Raw genomic sequence first — 19,546 nt, forward strand, 5'->3', positions numbered from 1 at the left:
ATGTCAACGGAAATAGTTAGGTTGCTTTGTAATTAGCTGATAAATGGTGGGGGCTAAAAGCAAAAGATCGCAGCCTTCGGCAGCTCCTACAGGGTCGCGTGCTCCCGATTATTCACGGGGGAACGCGGTCCTTGTAGGAGCTGCCGAAGGCTGCGATCTTTTGACCTTGGGGCCCTAAAAATCCCGCTTGTAGAAAATATCCAGCGAACTGGCCACGCCGCCCGCCGCTTCGAGGTAGACCTTCTTGCTCAGCTTGTAGCGCAAAGCAATCGTGTTGGCCGGTTCAAATACGCCAACCCCGTAACGCAACGTGAGTTTCTCGGACAGATTGCCGCTGGCGACCACGCTCGTTGTGTTGCCACTGCCCTCGGTATCGAGCTGGAAATCCTGAATCCCCAGATTGTTGGCCAGTTTGCCGGTCATCCCGGAACTGCCCATCAAGCCTAACCCAAGCGCCGCCTGGGCCAGCATGTTGTTGTCTTCACCGTTGGTGCTGAGCGGACGCCCCAGCACCAGGTACGACAACGCCTGCTCCTGGCTCATCGCCGGCTCGGAGAAGATTTGCGTGGTGGGCTGCTCGGCACTGCCGCTCAGGCGAATGCCGGCAATCACGTCGTCGGTCTGGCGAATCGCTTCAACGTCCAGATACGGCTGATCGACAGGCCCGGCAAATAAAAGCCGCGCCCGCCGCACGGTCAGGCGCTGACCGTAGGCCCGGTATCGCCCGTCGTTGAGCCAGAGCTCGCCTCGGGTGTCCATGTTATCGCCGATGTGCACGTGTCCTTTCAGGTTGGCGGTCAGGCCAAACCCGACAAAGCTCAGTTTGTCGTCGCCCACCACCACGTCGATGTCCATCTTCATGGCCAGCGGCGGTTTGCCCTCTTGGGTCTGTTGGCCGACGATCACCGTGTCATCAGAAATCTTGACGGTCGACGGCGGCAACTCGCGCACCGTGATTTCGCCCTTGGGCACCAGGACCTTGCCGGCAATGGCCAGCTCGTCGCCCTTCATCGAGATCTTCAGGTCCGGCGCCACTTCAAGCTTGGCGTACGGTTCGACGGTGACGGGCAACTGCGAACCTTTAAGCGCCAGATCCACCACCAACGCCTGCCCCCAGGCGATGTTGCCGTTCAAGCTGCCCTGCCCGGTCTTGCCGCTTTTCCAGCCGCCGTTCAATTGCACGGTTTCGCCGACGATCACTGCCTGAAGCTGCAAGGCGTGAAGTTCCATCGGCAATTCCGGGCCGGACACCTCGCCGTCACTCAGCAGCAGATTGCCGTTCACCTGAGGCGCCATCAGCGTGCCGGCGATCGTGCCGCTGCCATTCAAACGTCCCGTAAGTTTCTCGACCATCGGCACAAACGGCCGCGCCACGGACACGTCCAGCCCACTGAGACGGAACGAGCCTGTCAGCGGTTTGGTCTTCGGCAGCGGATTGATTTGCGCCTGCACCATCAGTTCGCCAAGCTTGCCGCCGACGAAGTTGAGGTCGGTGTCGATGCGCTTAGGCGTGAGCTTGCTGGTGAGTTTCAGGGTTTGGTACGGGAAATCCAGCCACTGATCCTTGTCCTTCATGCGCAAGGTGCCGCCGCTGGCATCGACGCTGATCTGGCCGTTCGGGCCGCTGGCCGGCAGGTCCAATTGCAGGTCGGCATTGAGGCTGCCCTTCCAGGCGAAATCCTTCGGCAACCACTGGGCGAGGCTTTCAATCGGGAATTGTTTGAGGTGATAACGCAGCTTCGGCTCAGGCATCAAGCGCTGGTCTTCACCACACAAACTGGACGGGCCGGAGATCCAGCAATGGGCGCCGAAGTTGATTTTGCCGTCGGCCAACCGTTCAAGCTTCGCCGGACCTTGCAGCTTCCAGTCCTGGCCGCCGGCCTGGATGTCGCCGCTGGCCAAACGGCCGCGCCAGTTGCCTTTATCCAGCGCACCGTCGAGGCCGAGGGCCAGTTTCAGCTGCGGCCCTTGCAGGTCGAGGCTGAGTTTCTGGTTTTTGATATCGCCCTGGCCGCTGGCGGTCAGCGTGCCCAGCGAGGTGTCACCGGCCTGAATGCCGCTGCTCTTCAGATCGATTTTCGCCCGTTGCGCGCTGTCGAGGGTCGCATCGAGATTAAGGCTTTGCAGGCGATTGTCTTCGAAAGCCAGTTGCGTGCCTTGCAGCCCCAGTTTGCCCTGCGGCGCCTTGAGCGTGCCGGCGAGATCGACGCGGCCGATGAGCTGACCGCGCAGTTGCGGCCAGAGCTGAGCCAGGCGCGACAGCTTGATATCGATCTGGCCGGCGAGTTTCTGCTGCAGGCTGCCCTTGCCGGTGATGCTGTTGTCGCCCAAGCGAATCTGCAAGGCGCTGAGGTTCCACTGCTCGCCCCCACCATCGGCTTTGACTTGCAGCACCGCCGGCTGCCCACGCAGTTTACCTTTCAGATCCAGGTCCGCGTTCAGGCTGAGTTTTTCATTCTTCATCTCGCCTTTGCTGCGCAGCGGTCCGGCCAGCGTGCCCGGCAATTCTGCGACCCAATACGCCGGATTGATGGCCGACAGGTCCAGCGCCGTATCCCAGGCGATGCCATCAGCGAATTGCAGGTTCAAGTGTCCTTCGGCCTTGCCCTGCCCGGCTTCGAGCTGAATTTGTTGCAGGTAGATTTTCGTCAGGTCGCCGCTGAACGGGCTGGTCAGGCTGAAGGCCCCGGCCGGGCCATCCAGCGCGGCATTGAAGCTGCCGAGGTACTTGCCATCGGTGTACGAGACATCGCCGTTGAAGCTGCGCAACGCCACTTGCGGTTCGTCGATCAATGGATAGAGGCGGTGCCACGGAAAATCCTGCCAGTCGATCTTGGCGTCGGCGCTCAGGCCTTTGCTCCAATCGAGGTTGCCGGTGAGTTTCAAGCTTTGCTTGTCGCTGGCCGTCAGGTTCAACCCGGCGATTTGCGCGCCGTTGGCGTCAACCTTGCCTTGCAGCATCAGCGCGACCGGGCCAAGTTCTGCGGGCAGCGTGGCGTTGCCGAGTAATTGGTAACCGTTTTTCAGGTCGCCCTCGCCGGTGACCACAAGTTGATTGAGTTGCAGGGTGTCCGGCAAATCGGCGCTGGGCTTGAAGCCGTCGGCGGTGATGCGCACCTTGGCCGGCAGGTTGTCCACCAGCGGTTGCAGCTCGCCGGTCAGTTGGCCGTTCAAGTAACCGCTGCTGTCGGCTTTCAGGTTCAGGGTTTTGCGCAGGTCGCCGTCGACTTTCAGGGCTAGCGTCCAGGGTTCGGGGGCCGGCAGGGTCAGTTTGCCTTCAGCCTTGAGCGGCCAATTGCCGCTCGGTTGCAGCAGGCCGGACAGATTCAGGCTCAGGTCATCACGTTGCAACTTCACCGAGTCAATCTGCATCCCTGACGCTGTCCAGTGCGCCGCCAGTTGCAGGCCCCTGAGTTCTTCGCTGCCATTGAACAGCAGGCTGCCGACTTGAACGTCACCCAGTTCGATGGCCAACGGTAACTTGAGATCGGGCAGCTCGATGTCGCCACTGTTGTCTTCATCCGTGCCCGGCGGAAATTGCAGGCTGACCTGATCAGCCTGCAACTGCTCGATGCACAGGGCCATGCGCGTCAGGCACAGCGGCGACCAGGCAAAAATGACTTTGCTCAGCTCGACCCGACTGCTGTCCTGCTGCCATAACAGATGATCGGCACTCCACTGCCCACCCAGACGGCCCTGGAAATTCTCCACGGTCAAACCCGGCACGAAGCCCAGCGCCCAACGGCTGCCCGTCTGCGTTCCGATCACGGTGGCCAGGGTCAGCACGACCAGCATCATCAACGCCGGAATCGCCAGCAGCGTTACTTTCAAACCACGCTTCACAGCTCAGGCCCCATGGAAAAGTGCAGTCGGATGCCGCCGTCGTCGTCCAGCGCATGGGCCAGGTCGAGGCGAATCGGCCCCACCGGCGAGATCCAGCGCACGCCGATGCCCACGCCGGTCTTGAGATTCGGCAGTTCGAGGGTATTAAACGCGTTGCCCTGGTCGATGAAGGTTGCGACCCGCCACTTTTCGGCGATTGAATATTGGTACTCGGCGCTGGCCGTGATCATGTAACGGCCACCGATGCGATCGCCTTCGGAGTTTTCCGGGGACAGGCTCTGATAATCGTAGCCGCGCACGCTTTGATCGCCGCCGGCAAAAAAGCGCAACGACGGCGGCACCGATTTGTAGCCATTGGTGGCGCTGCCGCCGACCTGCACCCGGCCGAGAAAGCGGTGTTTGTCGAAGACGGTGGTCAAGCCTTTCACCAAAGCCGTGCCGTACAGCAAGTTAGTGTCGGACCCCAACCCTTCCTTGGCCACTTTGGTCTCGAACTCCAGGCGATAGCCGTTGTGCGGGTCGATGCGGTTGTCGCTTTTCAGGTAGGAATAGCTGACACCCGGCATCAGCAAGGTACTGAGCCCCGAGTCGTCGCCCAGCCTGTATTCCTCGCGTTGCCATTTGAGCGACACCACCCGCTGCCAGCCACTGGGCAACTTGCTGTGCCACTCAGGACCGAGGGTCAGCAGTTTGCTGAGGGAGTCCTTGTCAGCGATTTCTTCGTTCTGATAACCACCGGCGAACCGCAGTTTGTCGGTCAGCGGCGGGTCCAGGGGAATGTCGTAGAACACACCGACGTTTTGCCGTGGCGCCGAGATTTCGGTTTCCCAGCCATAGCTGTGACCTTGAGGATTGACCCAGTGCCGGGTCCAGTTGGCCTTGATCCGGGGGCCGACGTCGGTGGAATAGCCCAGGCCAAGGCCCATGGTCCGCGGTTTGCGGGTTTCGAGTTTGACGTCGACCGGGATCACATCGTTCTTCGACGCCGTCGGTGCCGCATCCACCCGCACACTGTCGAAATAACCGCTCGATTGCATGGCCTGATTGAGTTCGGCGATCAGTTCGGAGTCGAACGGCGCGCCTTCCTTGAACGGCACCATGCGCTGCAACAAATCTTCGTCGAACGGCGTGTCACCCTCGAAACTGACCTTGCCCAGCGAATAGCGCGGGCCGCTGTTATAGATCAGCTCGATGTCGGCAACGCCGGCTCGCGGGTCGACCGACAATTTCTGACTTGAAAAATAGCCACTGAAAAAGCCGTAGCGCGAGGCCTGATTCTGGATCAGCCGCTTGGCGTCTTCGTAATGGCCATGGTTAAGCACTGCGCCGGTTTTCAGCGCAGCGCTTTTGGGTACACGAAAGGTTTTGAGGGAGGCGGCCGGGCCGTCGACGCGGATGATGACGTTGCGCAAATGCACCGGTTCGCCCGGATCGATGTTGAGCACCAGGCGCGGCGTCTTGCCGCCCTTCACGTCGCTGTCGATCTGCGGCTGGTAGTAACCCAAGGCCTGGGCGGCCTTGCGCGCCTGTTCCTCGGCGCCACGACTGAAGCGCAACAAGGCTTGCTCGTCACGATCGCCGAGGCTGCCGATATAGCCCTCTATATTGGCCTTCAGTTCATCGTTGGACGGTTTGATCCGCACATCCAATTCACTTTGCGCCAGCGCCGCGCAGCTGGTGACCAGCATCAGCACGCCGCTGGTAATTCTTCCTGGAAACTTCATAGGCGCGGATGCTATCACGAGCTTGGGAGCGTGATAGAGCCTTGGGTGCCGCGAAAGTTCGACCTTTATGCCGTCGCGGTTTGCAGCACCTGCGGGTTGGCGTGGAAAAACACATGTTCGCGTATCGGTCCTACGGCCACTTCGCCAATTTCCTCGTAGCCTTGACGTTTGTAGAATTCCAGATAACGCGGGTTTCCGGTGTCGAGTATCACGCCCTGAGAGTGTTCATCTACCGCACACCAGTTATGTACGGCTTGCAGTAATTGCTCGCCGAAATGCTTGCCCTGGAATTGCGGATGAATCCCCAGCAAAGGCAGGACATGCACCGCGTCGGACGGTACGCAGGACGCCACGGCTTCGTGATACTCGAGGTAGCGACGGGTGCAGCGAAACCCGGTGCTCAGCACCATGCGCAGGCGCCAGGCCCAGCTTTCAGTAATGCCCAGGCGACGTTGCGGCGGCGCGATCAGCGCGATGCCGATCAAGCGATCGTTGACGAGCAAGCCGATGGCCGGCAAGTCCTGGAGGAAATGTTGCTTGACCAGCTCACGCACGGTGGCACGGACCCGCTGTTCATAACCGGGGCGTTCAGCCTCGAACAGGTAGCCGAACGTTGGCTCATGTCGGTAGGCCTGGTACAGCAAGGAGCGGGCTTCACGGGAATAGCCGCTGTCGAGCATGTGGATGTCGGCGATGGCGGTCGAGGTTTCGGGCATAACGGTTGATCTCCCCGGGGCGCCGCTCAAAATGGCGACGCTCTTATTGGTACGAGCTTGTGTGTGGCTTCGCAGTTCCCCAGACAGGTATAGACCAAGTCAGGATCTTCATCGACTGGGCCGCGACTTCTATCCCTGTAGGAGATCTGACAGAACACAGTGAATCCCCTCACCCCAACACTGGCCCGATTCCTACATGTCAGCTAGCATCGCCCTTTTGCCAGGACTGCCGACCATGAAGATCGTCTCCTTCAACATCAACGGGCTGCGCGCTCGCCCGCATCAGCTGGCGGCGCTGATTGAAAAGCATCAACCCGACGTCATCGGCCTGCAGGAAACCAAGGTCCACGACGACCAGTTCCCGCTGGCCGAGGTTCAGGCGCTGGGCTATCACGTGTATTTCCATGGGCAAAAAGGTCACTACGGTGTCGCCCTGCTTTCGCGCAAGGAGCCGCTGGCACTGCACAAAGGTTTCGTCACGGATGAAGAGGATGCTCAGCGCCGCTTTATCTGGGGCACATTCGCCGACGCCAATGGCGTGCCTGTGACCATCATGAATGGCTATTTCCCACAGGGCGAAAGCCGCGACCATCCAACCAAATTCCCGGCCAAGGAACGCTTCTACAACGACCTGCAGCACCTGCTGGAAAGCCAGTTCAGCAATGAGCAGCCGGTGGTGGTGATGGGCGATGTGAATATTTCCCCCGAAGACTGCGACATCGGTATCGGCCCGGACAACATGAAACGCTGGCTCAAAACCGGCAAATGCAGCTTCCTGCCGGAAGAACGCGAGTGGATGGCGCGGTTGAAGAATTGGGGGCTGGTCGACAGTTTCCGCCACCTGAACCCCGACGTGGCCGACCGTTTCAGCTGGTTTGATTATCGCAGTCGCGGTTTTGAGGATGAGCCCAAGCGTGGCCTGCGGATTGACGTGATCATGGCGTCCCACGGCTTGCTGCCGCGGGTGAAAGATGCCGGCGTGGATTACGATCTGCGCGGCATGGAAAAACCATCGGATCATGCGCCGATCTGGCTTGAGTTGAGTTAAAAGCAAAAGATCGCAGCCTTCGGCAGCTCCTACAATTGAAATGCGCCCCCTGTAGGAGCTGCGGAACGCTGCGATCTTTTAATATTTTGACCTGTCATTTTTCGGAAACCTTACTGACTTATTCTCCCGGCACTTCCTTTGGCTTAATAAGGTGCCGGCATGACGCTGCGCGTTTTCTTACTGTTGATGCTATGCGCCTGCTTGCCCACGACAACGTCGGCGGCTGACTTGCCGACGCGAGAACAGGGTCCGGTGCTGCGTATCCAGGGCTCCAACACCATCGGCGCGGCGCTGGGCCCGGCGTTGGTCGAAGGATTGCTGCGCGAACAAGGCCTGCTCAAGGTGCATAGCGAAGCCCCGGACATTGCCAACGAACTGCGCATCGTCGGCGAAACCGTTGAGGGCCGTCGGGTCATGGTCGAGATCGCCGCTCACGGTTCCAGTACCGGGTTCACTGCCCTGAAAAACGCCAGCGCGGACCTTGCCGCGTCCTCGCGCCCGATCAAGGACAGCGAGCTGACCTCCCTCGCCGCCCTCGGCGATCTGAAGAGCCGCGCTGCCGAGCAAGTCATCGCCATCGATGGACTGGCGATTATCCTCCATCCGCAAAACCCGCTGAATCAACTGGATACGGTGCAACTGGCACGTATTTTCAGTGGCGAGGCGAAAACCTGGGAAGAACTCGGCGGCACGGGCGGGCCGATTCACCTGTATGCGCGGGATGACCAGTCCGGCACCTACGACACGTTCAAGGAATTGGTCCTCAGCGGTCGAGGAAAAACGCTGAGTGGCACAGCGAAACGTTTCGAGTCCAGCGAGCAATTGTCCGACGCGGTCAGCCTCGACCCCCATGGTATTGGGTTCATCGGCTTGCCCTACGTGCGCCAGGCCAAAGCCGTGGCGATTGTCGATGGGCAATCCCAGGCCATGTTGCCGCTCAACAGCCTGATCGCCACGGAAGACTATCCGTTGTCGCGTCGGTTGTTCTTTTACCTGCCGCCCAACGGTCAGAATCCCTGGGCCGAAGCGCTGGTGGCGTTCGCCCAGAGCAGCCAGGGACAGGCCATTGTCGCGGCCAACGGTTTCATCGCGCAGACCGTCCAGGCCATGACGGTCACGCCGAACGCGCTGATGCCCGAGGGCTATCAGGCGCTCAGTCGCCATGCCCAACGGCTGTCGGTGAATTTTCGCTTCGAAGAAGGCAGCGCAACGCTGGACAACAAGGCCCGACAGGACCTGTCGCGGGTTCTCGACTATATAAGGCAGCGCGACAAAACCAATCGGCAAGTGACGCTGGTGGGGTTTGGCGATGCCAAGAGTGACCCGGCACGCGCGGATTTGTTATCGAAACTGCGGGCCATGGCGGTGCGCCGGGAACTGGTGAAAAGCGGCGTGGTGTTTCGCGAGATTCGCGGCTTCGGCGCCGAGATGCCGGTAGCCGCGAACAGCGCGGATGAGGGGCGGATCAGGAATCGGCGGGTTGAGGTGTGGGTTTACTGACACCGTACGTTGTATGTAGCAGCTGCCGAGCCTGCGAGGCTGCGTTCGGCGGCGCAGCCGTCGTGAAATCAGACGATGGGGTCTTTCAGGTAAATCGGGTGTACAGGGTTTGCGACGGCTGCGCCGCCGAACGCAGCCTCGCAAGCTCGGCAGCTGCTACAGACTGCGACATGGCGTGAATCAGCCGAGCAGTTTTTCCAGTTGCGCCGTGGTGTCCACTGCGCCCATGGTCTTGGCGGCGTCCAGCGCGCAGATGCCATTGGCATCCTTGGCTTTCGGATCGGCGCCCTTGCTGATCAGGTAGTCGACGATTTCGACGCGGTTGAACATCGCCGCCATCATCAGCGCGGTACGACCGTCGAACGACGAGCCTTCCACTTGCGCACCGCCTTCAACCAACGCCTTGACCACCGCCAGGTCGCCCTTGAACGCCGCACCGGCAATTGGGCTCTGGCCGTTATCGTTGCGGATTTCCGGGTCTGCCTTGTGCTCAAGCAGGACTTTCACGGTCTCCACATGGCCATGGTAAGCGGCCAGCATCAGCAAGGTGTCGCCCTTGTGGTTGCGCAAGTTAGGCGGCAGGCCTTTGGTCAGCAGCGCAGCCATCATGGCCGCATCGCCCTCACGTGCCTTGTTGAATACCTGCTCGGCAAATTCAGCGGCTTCTTCGGGGGTCATCTGGCGGCTTTGGTCTGACATCGGGCACTCCACGTTCAATTATTCGCAAAGCCGACAGTTTCCCGAGCGGCTCCGCCACTGTCACTTCTTTTTTCTCATGCCCGGCCATAGCCACATTCAATAGCGGTACTTGCCGTCGTGAATCTGCGCCAGCAGTTGCTCGGTGACTTGCACGTAGGTCTCGGTACCCGGCAGCCAGGCGTAGATCGGATCTTCACCGGTTTTACCTGGATCGAAGGCTTCGTCCTTGAGCCGGGTCTTCTGGTATTTGAACGTCCCGGTGGTCTCCATTTTCACTTTCACCCGCAGGAATAATGGCACCGCATAGGTAGGCAACTGCTCGCGGGCGAAGGCCAGCAGTTCACTGAAATCCAGGGTTGCCAGGGACTCGGCAGGCGTGATCGCCGCCATTCCGGCACGGCCGTTAGTATTGCGGATCTCGACACCGTAGGCCACAGCCTCGGAAATGGTGGGGTGTTGCAGCAGGATATTCTCGACTTCAGTGGTCGAGACGTTTTCGCCTTTCCAGCGATAGGTGTCGCCCAACCGGTCGACGAATTGGGCATGACCAAAACCGATGTTACGCAGCAGGTCCCCAGTGTTGAAATAACGGTCGCCCTTGGCGAACACGTCATGCAGCACGACTTTTTCGGTTTTCTGCGGATCGGTGTAGCCGTCGAGTGGCGCCTTGTCGTCGATTTTCGTCAGCAACAGTCCGCGCTCACCCTTGGCGACCTTACGCATGAAACCATTGGCCTCACGTGTCGGCGCGCCGCTGTCATGGTCGTACGCCACCAACTCCCAGGACATCAGGGAAAAACCGACCGTGTTGTCGAAGTTGAGTATGTTGGTAAAACCGATATTGCCGTCGCTGGCAGCGTACAGCTCACAGATATGTTTCACGCCAAAGCGTGTCTTGAACTCACTCCAGGCACCAGGGCGCAGGCCGTTGCCGATCATCTTTGTCACGCCGTGATTGCTGTCTTCGGTGCTGGGCGGTTGATCCACCAGATAACGACACAATTCGCCAACGTAACCGATGGTGGTCGCGCGGTACTGGCGCACGTCGTTCCAGAACTGACTGGCGCTGAACTTGCGGCGGATGGCGAACCCTGCAGCGCCGCTGATGGCCGAGCGCCAGCACACGCACAGCCCGGTGGCGTGATAGAGCGGCAAGGTGCAGTAGACGATATCCTCCGGGCGCATATCCAGCGCGATCATGCCGAAGCTCGCGGAACTGCGCATCCAGCGGCCGTGCTTGAACACGCCGGCCTTGGGCAAACCGGTGGTGCCGGACGTATAAATGTAGAAACACGGGTCGTCGAAGAAAACCTGCTGACTGCTGGGAGGATTGTCGCTGCTACTGTCGAGACTGGCCGTCATCAGGTTGATGAAACCGTCGGGCGCAATGCCCGGATGGTTGTAGGTGTTTTTATCGGCGACAAACCAGGTGCGTGACGCCTCGATCGACACGCGCTCGCAAACGGCCGAAAACGCCGGGAGCAGCTCTTCGCCGACAATAATCGCAACCGGCGCCACCAGGTTCAGGCTGTGAACGAGGGCATCGCGCGTCTGCGCCGTATTGAGCAACGCGCTGACTGCACCAACCTTGGCCACCGCCAGGATCGTCACCAGCAGTTCCGGGCGGTTCTCGATGAACACCGCGACCCCGTCACCCTTGCCGATGCCTTGGGCAATCAGGTGATGGGCGATGCGATTGGCCCACTGGTTAACCTGCCAATACGTGAGCGCCACCTCACCGTGCAGCACCGCCGGGCCATCGGGATTGCGCAAGGTCGCCTGCTCGAAGCACCAGCCCAGGCCACACGATTGGGTCGGGTCCTTGACGTTGGCGACCTTCATGCCCTTCACCACTCGGGGAATGGCTTTGGCAATGGAAGGCAGCTTGCGGAGCATCATGCCCCAGGTAATCGTGTCGCGCATGGTTGCTCCCGTTGGGTCTTTTCTTATTGTCGGGCGGCGTTGATGACCCCGAAAATACGTCAGCGGTTCTGGAGCTGTACATGCGGTTTTTGAAATGTTTTGTATCCGCGAACCTTCATTGAAACCGGATGAGCACGGGGCCGGCGATTGGTTCCATATAAATAGGGCCGACCACGCAAAATGCAGGATGCACGATGGCCATTCATGCAGATTGCACGAAAGTAAAATCTGACGAAAAAATTAAGATATTGATTTATAAGATATTTTTAAATTACGAATACTGGCACAAAGGCTGCAACTACCTCTCCATGCTTGCCATTCAAGTGCTAACGGAGCTGATAGACATGAGCCTGATCCAAGAAAAATTTACCTCTTTGTTCTCCAACTTCGACGTGACCACCCAGGCACGACCTGATGGTGGCATCTTGCTGACCCTGAGCAACGCCGAAGGTAAAGTCTTCAAACGCTCGATTTCGTACCAGCAATTGCATGCCGGCGATCAGCTGTCGTGGGTGATCAGTGCCATTCGCCGTGACATCGCCGAACAGGCCAGCGAACTGCCGCAGATCTCCATGCTGCAAAGCCAGCAACGGTTTGCCCTGCCGTCGTATCACTCGGCGTAAATCTATGTAGGAGCGAGCTTGCTCGCGAAGGACTTGAGAGCAACGCGTTTATTCAGAAGGAACGCGTTATCGTTAACGTCCATCGCGAGCAAGCTCGCTCCTACAGATACACATTACGCACCGTGACTTGCAGGATTGATCCGGGCAAAACTGTCCACAGTCACATGCCCTGCCAACTCCCCGCCTTCACGGGTCACCCCGCACGTCGCCATGCCCGCCGCGCGCGCCGCGTCGAGTTCCTCGACTATGTCCGACAGAAACAGCACCTGCGAAACTTGGAGGCCCATGGCCTGGGTAATGCGCGCGTAAGACTGCGCTTCACGTTTGGGCCCCGACGTGGTGTCGAAGTAGCCGCTGAACAGCGGCGACAGGTCACCCGCCTCCGAGCAGCCAAAGATCAGTTTTTGTGCTTGAATCGAACCCGAGGAATAGACAAACAGTTTGTAGCCTTCCTGGTGCCAGCGCTTGAGCGCTTCAACGGCATCCGGATAGACGTGACCTTTCAACTGGCCAGCCTGATAACCCTGCGCCCAAACCATTCCCTGCAAGGCCTTCAGCGGTGTGGCTTTGCGATCTTCGGCGATCCAGCCCAGCAAGATCTCGATGACTCGCTCGACGTCGGCGCCAGGTTCACTTGTGTCCCGGCGCACGGCGTCCAGTTGCTCGGCCACAGCGGCGCTTGTGGCGTGCTGGCGAACAAAGTCCGGCAGGTGTCTGGCGGCGTAGGGAAACAGCACGTCGAACACAAAACTCACCGCACTGGTGGTGCCTTCGATGTCGGTGAGAATCGCCTTGATCGGCATCGCTTCAGTCCTCAAGACGCGGGAAGCGGCTGGCGATGTCGTCGCCGGTGAAGTTGGCCACCCAGCCTTCGGTGTTGTTGAACAGGCGGATCGCGACGAAATGCGGATGCTCGCCCATGTCGAACCAGTGCGGCGTGCCAGCCGGGACCGAGATCAGGTCGTTCTTCTCGCACAGCACCGCGTAGAAGTAATCGTCGATGTGCAGGGTGAACAGACCACGCCCGGCAACGAAAAATCTGACTTCGTCTTCGCCATGGCGGTGTTCGTCGAGGAACTTGGCGCGTAGCTCGGCTTTTTGCGGGTGATCGCTGTTTAGGCTGATCACATCGACGGAGATGTAGCCGCGTTCGGTCATCAGTTTGTCGATCTGCTCCTGGTACGCCGCAATCACTTCTTCCTGGCTTGCGCCCGGCTGGATTTTCGCCGCCGCCTGCCAACGGTCGAAGCGCACGCCCTGCTCGGCCAGGGTCGAAGCGATGTCTTCGAGATGGGTCAGCACCTTGTTAGGAATATCAGGGCTTGAGACGTGGTAAACGGACAGGCTGCTCATCAGGGCAACTCCTTAACGGTTCATGCGTTACGGTTGAAGAGCAAGCGTGTCTTCAGCTCGCACTCAAACAAAAATTCAAAGGCCTCGATTTGCCGCAGCGCGTCGCTCATGCGCGCGCCCCAACTGTAGAGGCCGTGGCCGCGAATCAGGTAGCCAACGCAATCAGGATGGGCGTCCAGCCAAGGCTGCACCTTGGCGGCGAGGCGCGCAATGTCCTGATCGTTGTCGAATATCGGCACGCGCACCCGGGATTCGTGGGTCGATACACCGCTGAAGGCTTTTTGCAGTTCATAGTCTTCGAACTCGATGAAATCTTCAGGCGTCAGGCGCGACAGCACCGTGGCGTTCACCGAATGGGTGTGCAGCACCGCACCGATCTCCGGGCGCCAGCGATAGAGCTGGGTGTGCAGCAGGGTTTCGGCGGACGGCTTTTTACCCGGCTCCAGGCTGATGCCAGACAGATCCGTGGCCAGCACATCGTCGAGGCCCAATTGGCCTTTATGTTTGCCGGAAACCGTCAGCAGCGCCACGGTTGGCGACAGGCGCGTCGAGTAATTGCTGCTGGTGGCCGGCGACCAGCCACGGCCATCCAGAAACCGCCCGGCGTCGATGATTTCCTGGGCGAGGTGCTCGCGGGTAAGGCTCATGGCCTGTCCTCTTGCATGCGTGTGGCAATGATAACGGCAGCGGCAACGGCTGCGACGCTGGCAATACTAAAGGTGTAGCTGGCCCCGAGTGCATTCCAGCTATAGCCCGAGTACAACGCGCCCAGTGCCCCGCCGGTGCCGGCCAGTGCGGCGTACAACGCCTGGCCCTGGCCTTGTTGGCGTGCGCCGAAGCTGCGCTGCACGAACTGGATGGCAGCGGCGTGAAAGCTGCCGAACGTCGCCGCGTGCAGCAACTGCGCGAACAGCAACACCCACAGGAATTGCGCGAACGAACCGAGCAACAACCAACGCAGTGCCGCCAGCAGGAAACTCGCCAGCAAGACCCGGCGTACCGAAAAGCGCGCGAGGATCTTGCTCATGGCCAAAAACATCAGGACTTCGGCCACCACGCCAACGGCCCAGAGCATGCCGATCACGCCACGGCTGTAACCGAGTCGCTCAAGGTGCAGCGTCAGAAAGGTGTAATACGGACCATGGCTCATTTGCATCAACGCCACGCATCCGTAGAACGCCAACACGCCGGGGCTGCGCAACTGCTTGAGAAACCCGTCCCCGGCCGGGCGTTCGCCCTGAACCGGCTGGGCATTGGGCACCCACAGGCTGCTGACCACGATTCCGGCCATGATCAGCACCAACGCTACCGGATAGATGTCGAGGCTGAGCCATTCGAACAACCTGCCCAGCGCGACCACGGTAATGATGAACCCGATGGACCCCCACAAGCGGATCTGGCTGTAGCGCGAGGTCTGCCCCTTCAAGTGCGCCAGGGTGATGACTTCGAACTGCGGCAACACCGCGTGCCAGAAAAACGCGTGCAAGGCCATGACCATCGCCAGCCAGGCGTAGGTCTTGCTGACGAAAATCAGCGAAAACGTCAGCAGCGTGCACACCGCGCCGAACCGCACGATGGCCAGCCGTCGGCCAGTGTAGTCGCCGAGCCAGCCCCAGATGTTCGGCGCGACGCAGCGCATCAACATCGGGATCGCCACCAGCTCGCCGATCCGCGCGCTGGAAAACCCCAGGTGATCGAAGTACAGCGCCAGAAACGGCGCTGTGGAGCCCAGCAAGGCGAAATAGAACAGATAGAAACTGGAGAGCCGCCAGTACGGGAGCGCCGCCAACGTCCTCAGACCCCGGCGGCTGTGAAGTCAGCCATTAAAGCTGACCCAGCACCGGCGTGCCGACCCGCACATCGGCGTTCTGCCCGCGGTGGCGCAGCAGGTGATCCATCAGCACGATGGCCATCATCGCTTCGGCAATCGGCGTGGCGCGGATGCCGACACACGGGTCGTGACGGCCCTTGGTCACGACCTCGACCGGGTTGCCATGGATGTCGATGGAACGGCCCGGCGTGGTGATGCTCGATGTCGGCTTCAACGCGAGGTGCGCAACGATCGGCTGACCGGACGAGATGCCGCCCAAAATGCCGCCCGCGTTGTTGCTGAGGAAACCTTCCGGGGTCATTTCATCGCGGTGTTCGGTGCCGCGCTGGGCGACACTGGCGAAACCGGCGCCGATTTCCACGCCCTTGACCGCGTTGATGCTCATCAGCGCGTGGGCCAGTTCAGCATCAAGACGGTCGAAGATCGGCTCGCCGAGGCCCGGCATCACGCCTTCAGCGACCACGGTGATCTTCGCGCCGACCGAATCCTGGTCGCGGCGCAACTGGTCCATATAGGCTTCCAGCTCCGGGACTTTATCCGGGTCAGGGCTGAAGAAGGCGTTCTCTTCCACCGAATCCCAGGTCTTGAACGGGATTTCGATCGGGCCGAGCTGGCTCATGTAGCCACGGATGACGATGCCCTGGGTGGCCAGGTATTTCTTGGCGATAGCGCCGGCCGCCACGCGCATGGCGGTTTCCCGCGCCGAACTGCGACCGCCGCCGCGGTAATCGCGCTCGCCGTACTTGTGGTGGTAGGTGTAGTCAGCGTGCGCCGGGCGGAACAGGTCCTTGATCGCCGAGTAGTCCTTGGACTTCTGGTCGGTGTTGCGGATCAACAGGCCGATGGCGCAACCGGTGGTGCGGCCTTCGAATACGCCGGAGAGAATCTCGACTTCGTCGGCTTCCTGGCGCTGGGTGGTGTGGCGGCTGGTGCCGGGTTTGCGGCGATCGAGGTCGCGCTGCAAATCGTCCAGGGAAATCTCCAGCCCCGGCGGGCAGCCGTCGACAATGGCGACCAACGCCGGGCCATGGCTTTCGCCCGCGGTGGTGACAGTGAACAGCTTGCCGTAGGTATTGCCGGACATGCAGGACGCTCCGTGAAATGAACCTGAATACGTAATGCGCGCCAGTATACGCAGGCTACCCGACTAGTTCATCCTCGAACCTTATGGGTGCCCGCGAGTCCAACCGGCATCTTGTTCATGATGGCGTGATGATGCTGCGAGTTCTAGCCTTGAGCCTTACCTTGTTTACCGGATTTGTTCAGGCCACCGTCCTGCAACGCCCGATCAGTCTGGACACCGGCACCGGCGAGCTATTTGGCTCGCTGCTGCTGCCCAAGTCCGACACGCCGGTACCGGTTGTCCTGATCATTTCCGGCTCCGGTCCTACGGATCGCGACGGCAATAACCCCGACGGCGGACGCAACGACAGCCTGAAGCGCCTCGCCTGGGTGCTGGCCAAACACAACATCGCCAGCGTGCGTTACGACAAGCGCGGCGTGGCGGCGAGCCTTGCGGCGACCCCGGACGAGCGCAACCTGTCGGTGGAAGCCTATGTGGCCGACGCCGAGGCCTGGGGCCGAAAACTCAAGGCCGACCCACGCTTTGGCAAGCTGATCCTGCTGGGGCACAGCGAAGGTGCGTTGATCGCCAGCCTCGCAGCACCGAGCCTTGATGCGGCGGCGGTGATTTCCATGTCCGGCAGCGCCCGGCCCATCGATCAGGTACTGCGCCAGCAACTGGGCAATCGCCTGCCGCCTGCCCTGATGCTGCGCAGCAATGAACTGCTCGACAGCCTCAAGGCCGGCCACACCGACGACAACGTACCGCCGCAGTTGCAGGTGATTTTCCGCCCGAGCGTGCAACCTTACCTGATCTCGCTGTTCCGCCAGGACCCGGCTGCCGCCTTCGCCCAACTGAAAATGCCGGCGCTGATCATTCAGGGCAGCAACGACATTCAAGTCGGGGTCGGTGATGCGAAGATGCTCAAGGAGGCCAAGCCGGACGCCGAACTGGCGGTGATTGAAGGCATGAACCACGTCATGCGCATTGTGCCTAACGACGTCAAACGGCAACTGGCCTCTTATAAAGATCCGCAATTGCCGCTGGCCGCCGAATTGAGCGGCCGAATCCTCGGGTTTATTGACGGACTTCGCACCCGTTAAGCGCTACATACCCTCCAGTCCTGGAAAAAACGGCCGATAAGCCTTTGTCGCCAGCGCTATGACTGGCGGCAGCAGCGCTTGGACAGGACCTCGCCGTTATGACTGATACCCAGACTTCACCCGACACCACCGCTGAAAAAGACGCACCGCCAGCGGCCGAGCTGCCATGGGCGGACGTCCACGTCGAGCACCACAAGATGCTCCGCCTGGCGCCGTTGCAAACCGACCGCAACACCGGTGGGCGCCCCTTGCGCTTTGTCGAATTCGGTTACGCCGACCGCAGCAGCAAAGAACGCAGCCTGATGCGCATGAGCATTTCGCTGCCTGGCCAGCGCGTGCGCAAGGAACAGAATCATCTTGATGTGTGGGTCGATCACACCACCAAACGCGTGCATTTCGGACCTGACAGCGGTTTGCAGATCGAACCGTTGAACCGGGGCATCGGCCGTTTCATGGCGGCCCAGGGCATTACCTGGGCGAAAAAGAGATGGCCCGGCTACACCGTCGACGGCAGTGACCTGAACAACAAGGACGCGCTGAACGAAGACACCCGCCTGCGCCGCGATCACTTTTTGAAGGCCCACGGTTTTGAAGTGGCGTACGCCGATGCCCAGCATTTGAAGGGCAGCGTCAAAGAAGTGCAAGTCGGCGATTTGCTGGGTGAGTGGAACACCGAGAAGCTGCAGGTTGTGGAGATTCTCGAAGCGGCCGCGATGCTCCAGCAAGCCGAGCAGAACCTGGCCGAGCAGGAAGTGAAGCTGAAGAAGCACGAGGAAAAAGTCAGCAAGTACAAACGTGAAGACGCCGGGCTGCGTTTCACGATTACCTGTCTGGTGTCGTTTGCGGTGTTTCAGGCGGGGCTTTTGATCTGGATTGCGACACACCGGTAGATCAAAAGATCGCAGCCTGCGGCAGCTCCTACATAGATCGGTGTAGGAGCTGCCGCAGGCTGCGATCTTTTGCTTTTAAAGGTCAGACTCGGGAAGCGAACAACGCCTGATGCTCGCGGCACTGCTCGGCCGTCAACATGAACACGCCATGCCCGCCACGCTCGAAATCCAGCCACGCGAAGTCGACTTCCGGGTACAACGACTCGACGTGAACCTGGCTGTTACCCACTTCAACAATCAACAAACCCTTTTCGGTCAGGTGATCCGCCGCTTCGGCGAGCATGCGTCGCACCAGGTTCAAACCATCGTCACCGCAGGCCAGGCCCAGCTCCGGCTCATGCTGGTACTCGTCCGGCATGTCGGCGAAATCTTCGGCATCGACGTAAGGCGGGTTCGACACGATCAGGTCGAAACGCTGCCCCGGCAAACCATCAAAACCATCGCCCTGCACCGTGTACACCCGTTCATCGACACCATGCCGCTCGATGTTCTGATTGGCCACCTCCAGCGCTTCGAACGACAGGTCGCCCAGCACCACTTCGGCGTTCTGGAACTCGTACGCACACGCGATGCCGATGCAGCCGGAACCGGTGCACAGGTCGAGGATCCGCGCAGGCTCGGCGCCCAGCCACGGTTCAAAGCGTTTTTCGATCAGCTCGCCGATGGGTGAACGCGGGATCAATACACGATCGTCGACGATGAACGACATGCCACAGAACCACGCCTCGCCCAACAGGTACGCGGTGGGAATACGCTCTTCGATACGACGCTTGATCAGGCGCTGCAGCTTGACCACCTCGTCCTCTTCCAGGTTGCAGTCGAGGTAACTGTCGGCAATTTCCCACGGTAGGTGCAACGCGCCCAACACCAGTTGACGGGCTTCGTCCCAGGCGTTGTCAGTCCCATGGCCGAAAAACAGATCCCCCCCATGGAAGTGGCTGACGGCCCAACGGATATGGTCACGCAGGGTACGAAGTCGGGAAGTGATCACAGCGGCAAACTCCAAAAAAAACGACTGGCGATTCTACCAGCCAAATGGCGCGACGACGACGCAGGAAAAACACCGGCTCAGATGTAGGACTAATCTATTTATTGGGCTGGCTATTGAACAAAACGAGCATCTTGACAAGGCTGCAAGCCAGTAACGACGGCGCCTACGATGGTAGCGATTCACAGAAGCGCTCAGCCAGAGGACAATGTCGCAAAAGCCCCACCCGAAGGAGCCCCAGA

The 19,546-nt window shown here is 60.1% G+C and carries 16 protein-coding genes; 5 read left to right on the plus strand and 11 right to left on the minus strand.

What is annotated here, in order from left to right:
* Positions 1 to 174 precede the first annotated feature (174 nt).
* The 3 genes from ACA052_RS18950 to ACA052_RS18960 all read right to left on the minus strand — a co-directional run bounded on the left by ACA052_RS18950 (position 175) and on the right by ACA052_RS18960 (position 6,283).
* Positions 175 to 3,843 (minus strand): translocation/assembly module TamB domain-containing protein, encoded by a 3,669-nt coding sequence (locus tag ACA052_RS18950; RefSeq protein WP_497646256.1) that lies wholly within the window; start codon positions 3,841 to 3,843, stop codon positions 175 to 177.
* The gene (locus ACA052_RS18955; RefSeq protein WP_497646257.1) at positions 3,840 to 5,567 is read right to left on the minus strand and encodes an autotransporter assembly complex protein TamA; all 1,728 of its coding nucleotides are present in this window, start codon (positions 5,565 to 5,567) and stop codon (positions 3,840 to 3,842) included. Before ACA052_RS18955 ends, ACA052_RS18950 begins: the two co-directional genes overlap by 4 nt.
* Positions 5,568 to 5,632: 65 nt before the next feature.
* Entirely contained in the window at positions 5,633 to 6,283 is a 651-nt protein-coding gene (locus tag ACA052_RS18960; RefSeq protein WP_497646258.1) for a GNAT family N-acetyltransferase, read from the minus strand.
* Between the two features lie 235 nt (positions 6,284 to 6,518).
* On the opposite strand from ACA052_RS18960, the gene xthA reads away from it, so the two are divergent.
* Positions 6,519 to 7,331, plus strand: a complete 813-nt coding sequence (xthA, locus tag ACA052_RS18965) for an exodeoxyribonuclease III (protein ID WP_497646259.1) — start codon at positions 6,519 to 6,521, stop codon at positions 7,329 to 7,331.
* 159 nt (positions 7,332 to 7,490) lie between these two features.
* A complete protein-coding gene (locus ACA052_RS18970; RefSeq protein WP_497646260.1) occupies positions 7,491 to 8,831 on the plus strand; it encodes a substrate-binding domain-containing protein in 1,341 nt (446 codons plus the stop codon).
* A gap of 180 nt (positions 8,832 to 9,011) precedes the next feature.
* Here ACA052_RS18970 and ACA052_RS18975 read toward each other — a convergent pair whose 3' ends face one another.
* Both ACA052_RS18975 and ACA052_RS18980 read right to left on the minus strand, forming a co-directional pair.
* Positions 9,012 to 9,530: an ankyrin repeat domain-containing protein gene (locus tag ACA052_RS18975; protein WP_497646261.1), complete on the minus strand. Its 519-nt coding sequence runs from the start codon at positions 9,528 to 9,530 to the stop codon at positions 9,012 to 9,014.
* A gap of 96 nt (positions 9,531 to 9,626) precedes the next feature.
* A complete protein-coding gene (locus tag ACA052_RS18980; protein ID WP_497646262.1) occupies positions 9,627 to 11,453 on the minus strand; it encodes a long-chain-acyl-CoA synthetase in 1,827 nt (608 codons plus the stop codon).
* A gap of 344 nt (positions 11,454 to 11,797) precedes the next feature.
* On the opposite strand from ACA052_RS18980, the gene ACA052_RS18985 reads away from it, so the two are divergent.
* Positions 11,798 to 12,076 carry a DUF3509 domain-containing protein gene (locus ACA052_RS18985; RefSeq protein WP_497646263.1) on the plus strand — a complete coding sequence of 93 codons (279 nt, stop codon included), beginning with the start codon at positions 11,798 to 11,800 and terminating at the stop codon, positions 12,074 to 12,076.
* 113 nt (positions 12,077 to 12,189) lie between these two features.
* Here the strand turns inward: ACA052_RS18985 and mtnC are convergent, their stop codons facing one another.
* From mtnC to aroC, 5 genes are read right to left on the minus strand one after another with little or no spacing between them, the layout of a single operon-like run.
* Positions 12,190 to 12,879: an acireductone synthase gene (mtnC, locus tag ACA052_RS18990; RefSeq protein WP_497646264.1), complete on the minus strand. Its 690-nt coding sequence runs from the start codon at positions 12,877 to 12,879 to the stop codon at positions 12,190 to 12,192.
* A gap of 4 nt (positions 12,880 to 12,883) precedes the next feature.
* A complete protein-coding gene (locus ACA052_RS18995; RefSeq protein ID WP_497646265.1) occupies positions 12,884 to 13,429 on the minus strand; it encodes a 1,2-dihydroxy-3-keto-5-methylthiopentene dioxygenase in 546 nt (181 codons plus the stop codon).
* A 20-nt stretch (positions 13,430 to 13,449) separates the two neighbouring features.
* Positions 13,450 to 14,076 (minus strand): methylthioribulose 1-phosphate dehydratase, encoded by a 627-nt coding sequence (locus ACA052_RS19000; protein WP_497646266.1) that lies wholly within the window; start codon positions 14,074 to 14,076, stop codon positions 13,450 to 13,452.
* On the minus strand, positions 14,073 to 15,218 hold the full coding sequence (locus ACA052_RS19005; protein ID WP_497646267.1) for an MFS transporter: 1,146 nt from the start codon (positions 15,216 to 15,218) through the stop codon (positions 14,073 to 14,075). The genes ACA052_RS19000 and ACA052_RS19005 overlap by 4 nt, the downstream gene beginning before the upstream one ends.
* A 34-nt stretch (positions 15,219 to 15,252) precedes the next feature.
* Complete coding sequence (aroC, locus tag ACA052_RS19010; RefSeq protein WP_497646268.1) at positions 15,253 to 16,344, minus strand: chorismate synthase; 1,092 nt, start codon at positions 16,342 to 16,344, stop codon at positions 15,253 to 15,255.
* Positions 16,345 to 16,427: 83 nt separating this feature from the next.
* Here aroC and ACA052_RS19015 point away from each other — a divergent pair, with 83 nt between their 5' ends.
* On the plus strand, positions 16,428 to 17,426 hold the full coding sequence (locus ACA052_RS19015; protein ID WP_497646269.1) for an alpha/beta hydrolase: 999 nt from the start codon (positions 16,428 to 16,430) through the stop codon (positions 17,424 to 17,426).
* 98 nt (positions 17,427 to 17,524) lie between these two features.
* Complete coding sequence (locus tag ACA052_RS19020; RefSeq protein ID WP_497646270.1) at positions 17,525 to 18,316, plus strand: hypothetical protein; 792 nt, start codon at positions 17,525 to 17,527, stop codon at positions 18,314 to 18,316.
* A gap of 82 nt (positions 18,317 to 18,398) precedes the next feature.
* On the opposite strand, the gene prmB is transcribed toward ACA052_RS19020, so the two are convergent.
* Entirely contained in the window at positions 18,399 to 19,307 is a 909-nt protein-coding gene (gene prmB, locus ACA052_RS19025) for a 50S ribosomal protein L3 N(5)-glutamine methyltransferase (protein ID WP_497646271.1), read from the minus strand.
* Positions 19,308 to 19,546: the final 239 nt, after the last annotated feature.

Source organism: Pseudomonas sp. LBUM1644 (assembly GCF_059716195.1).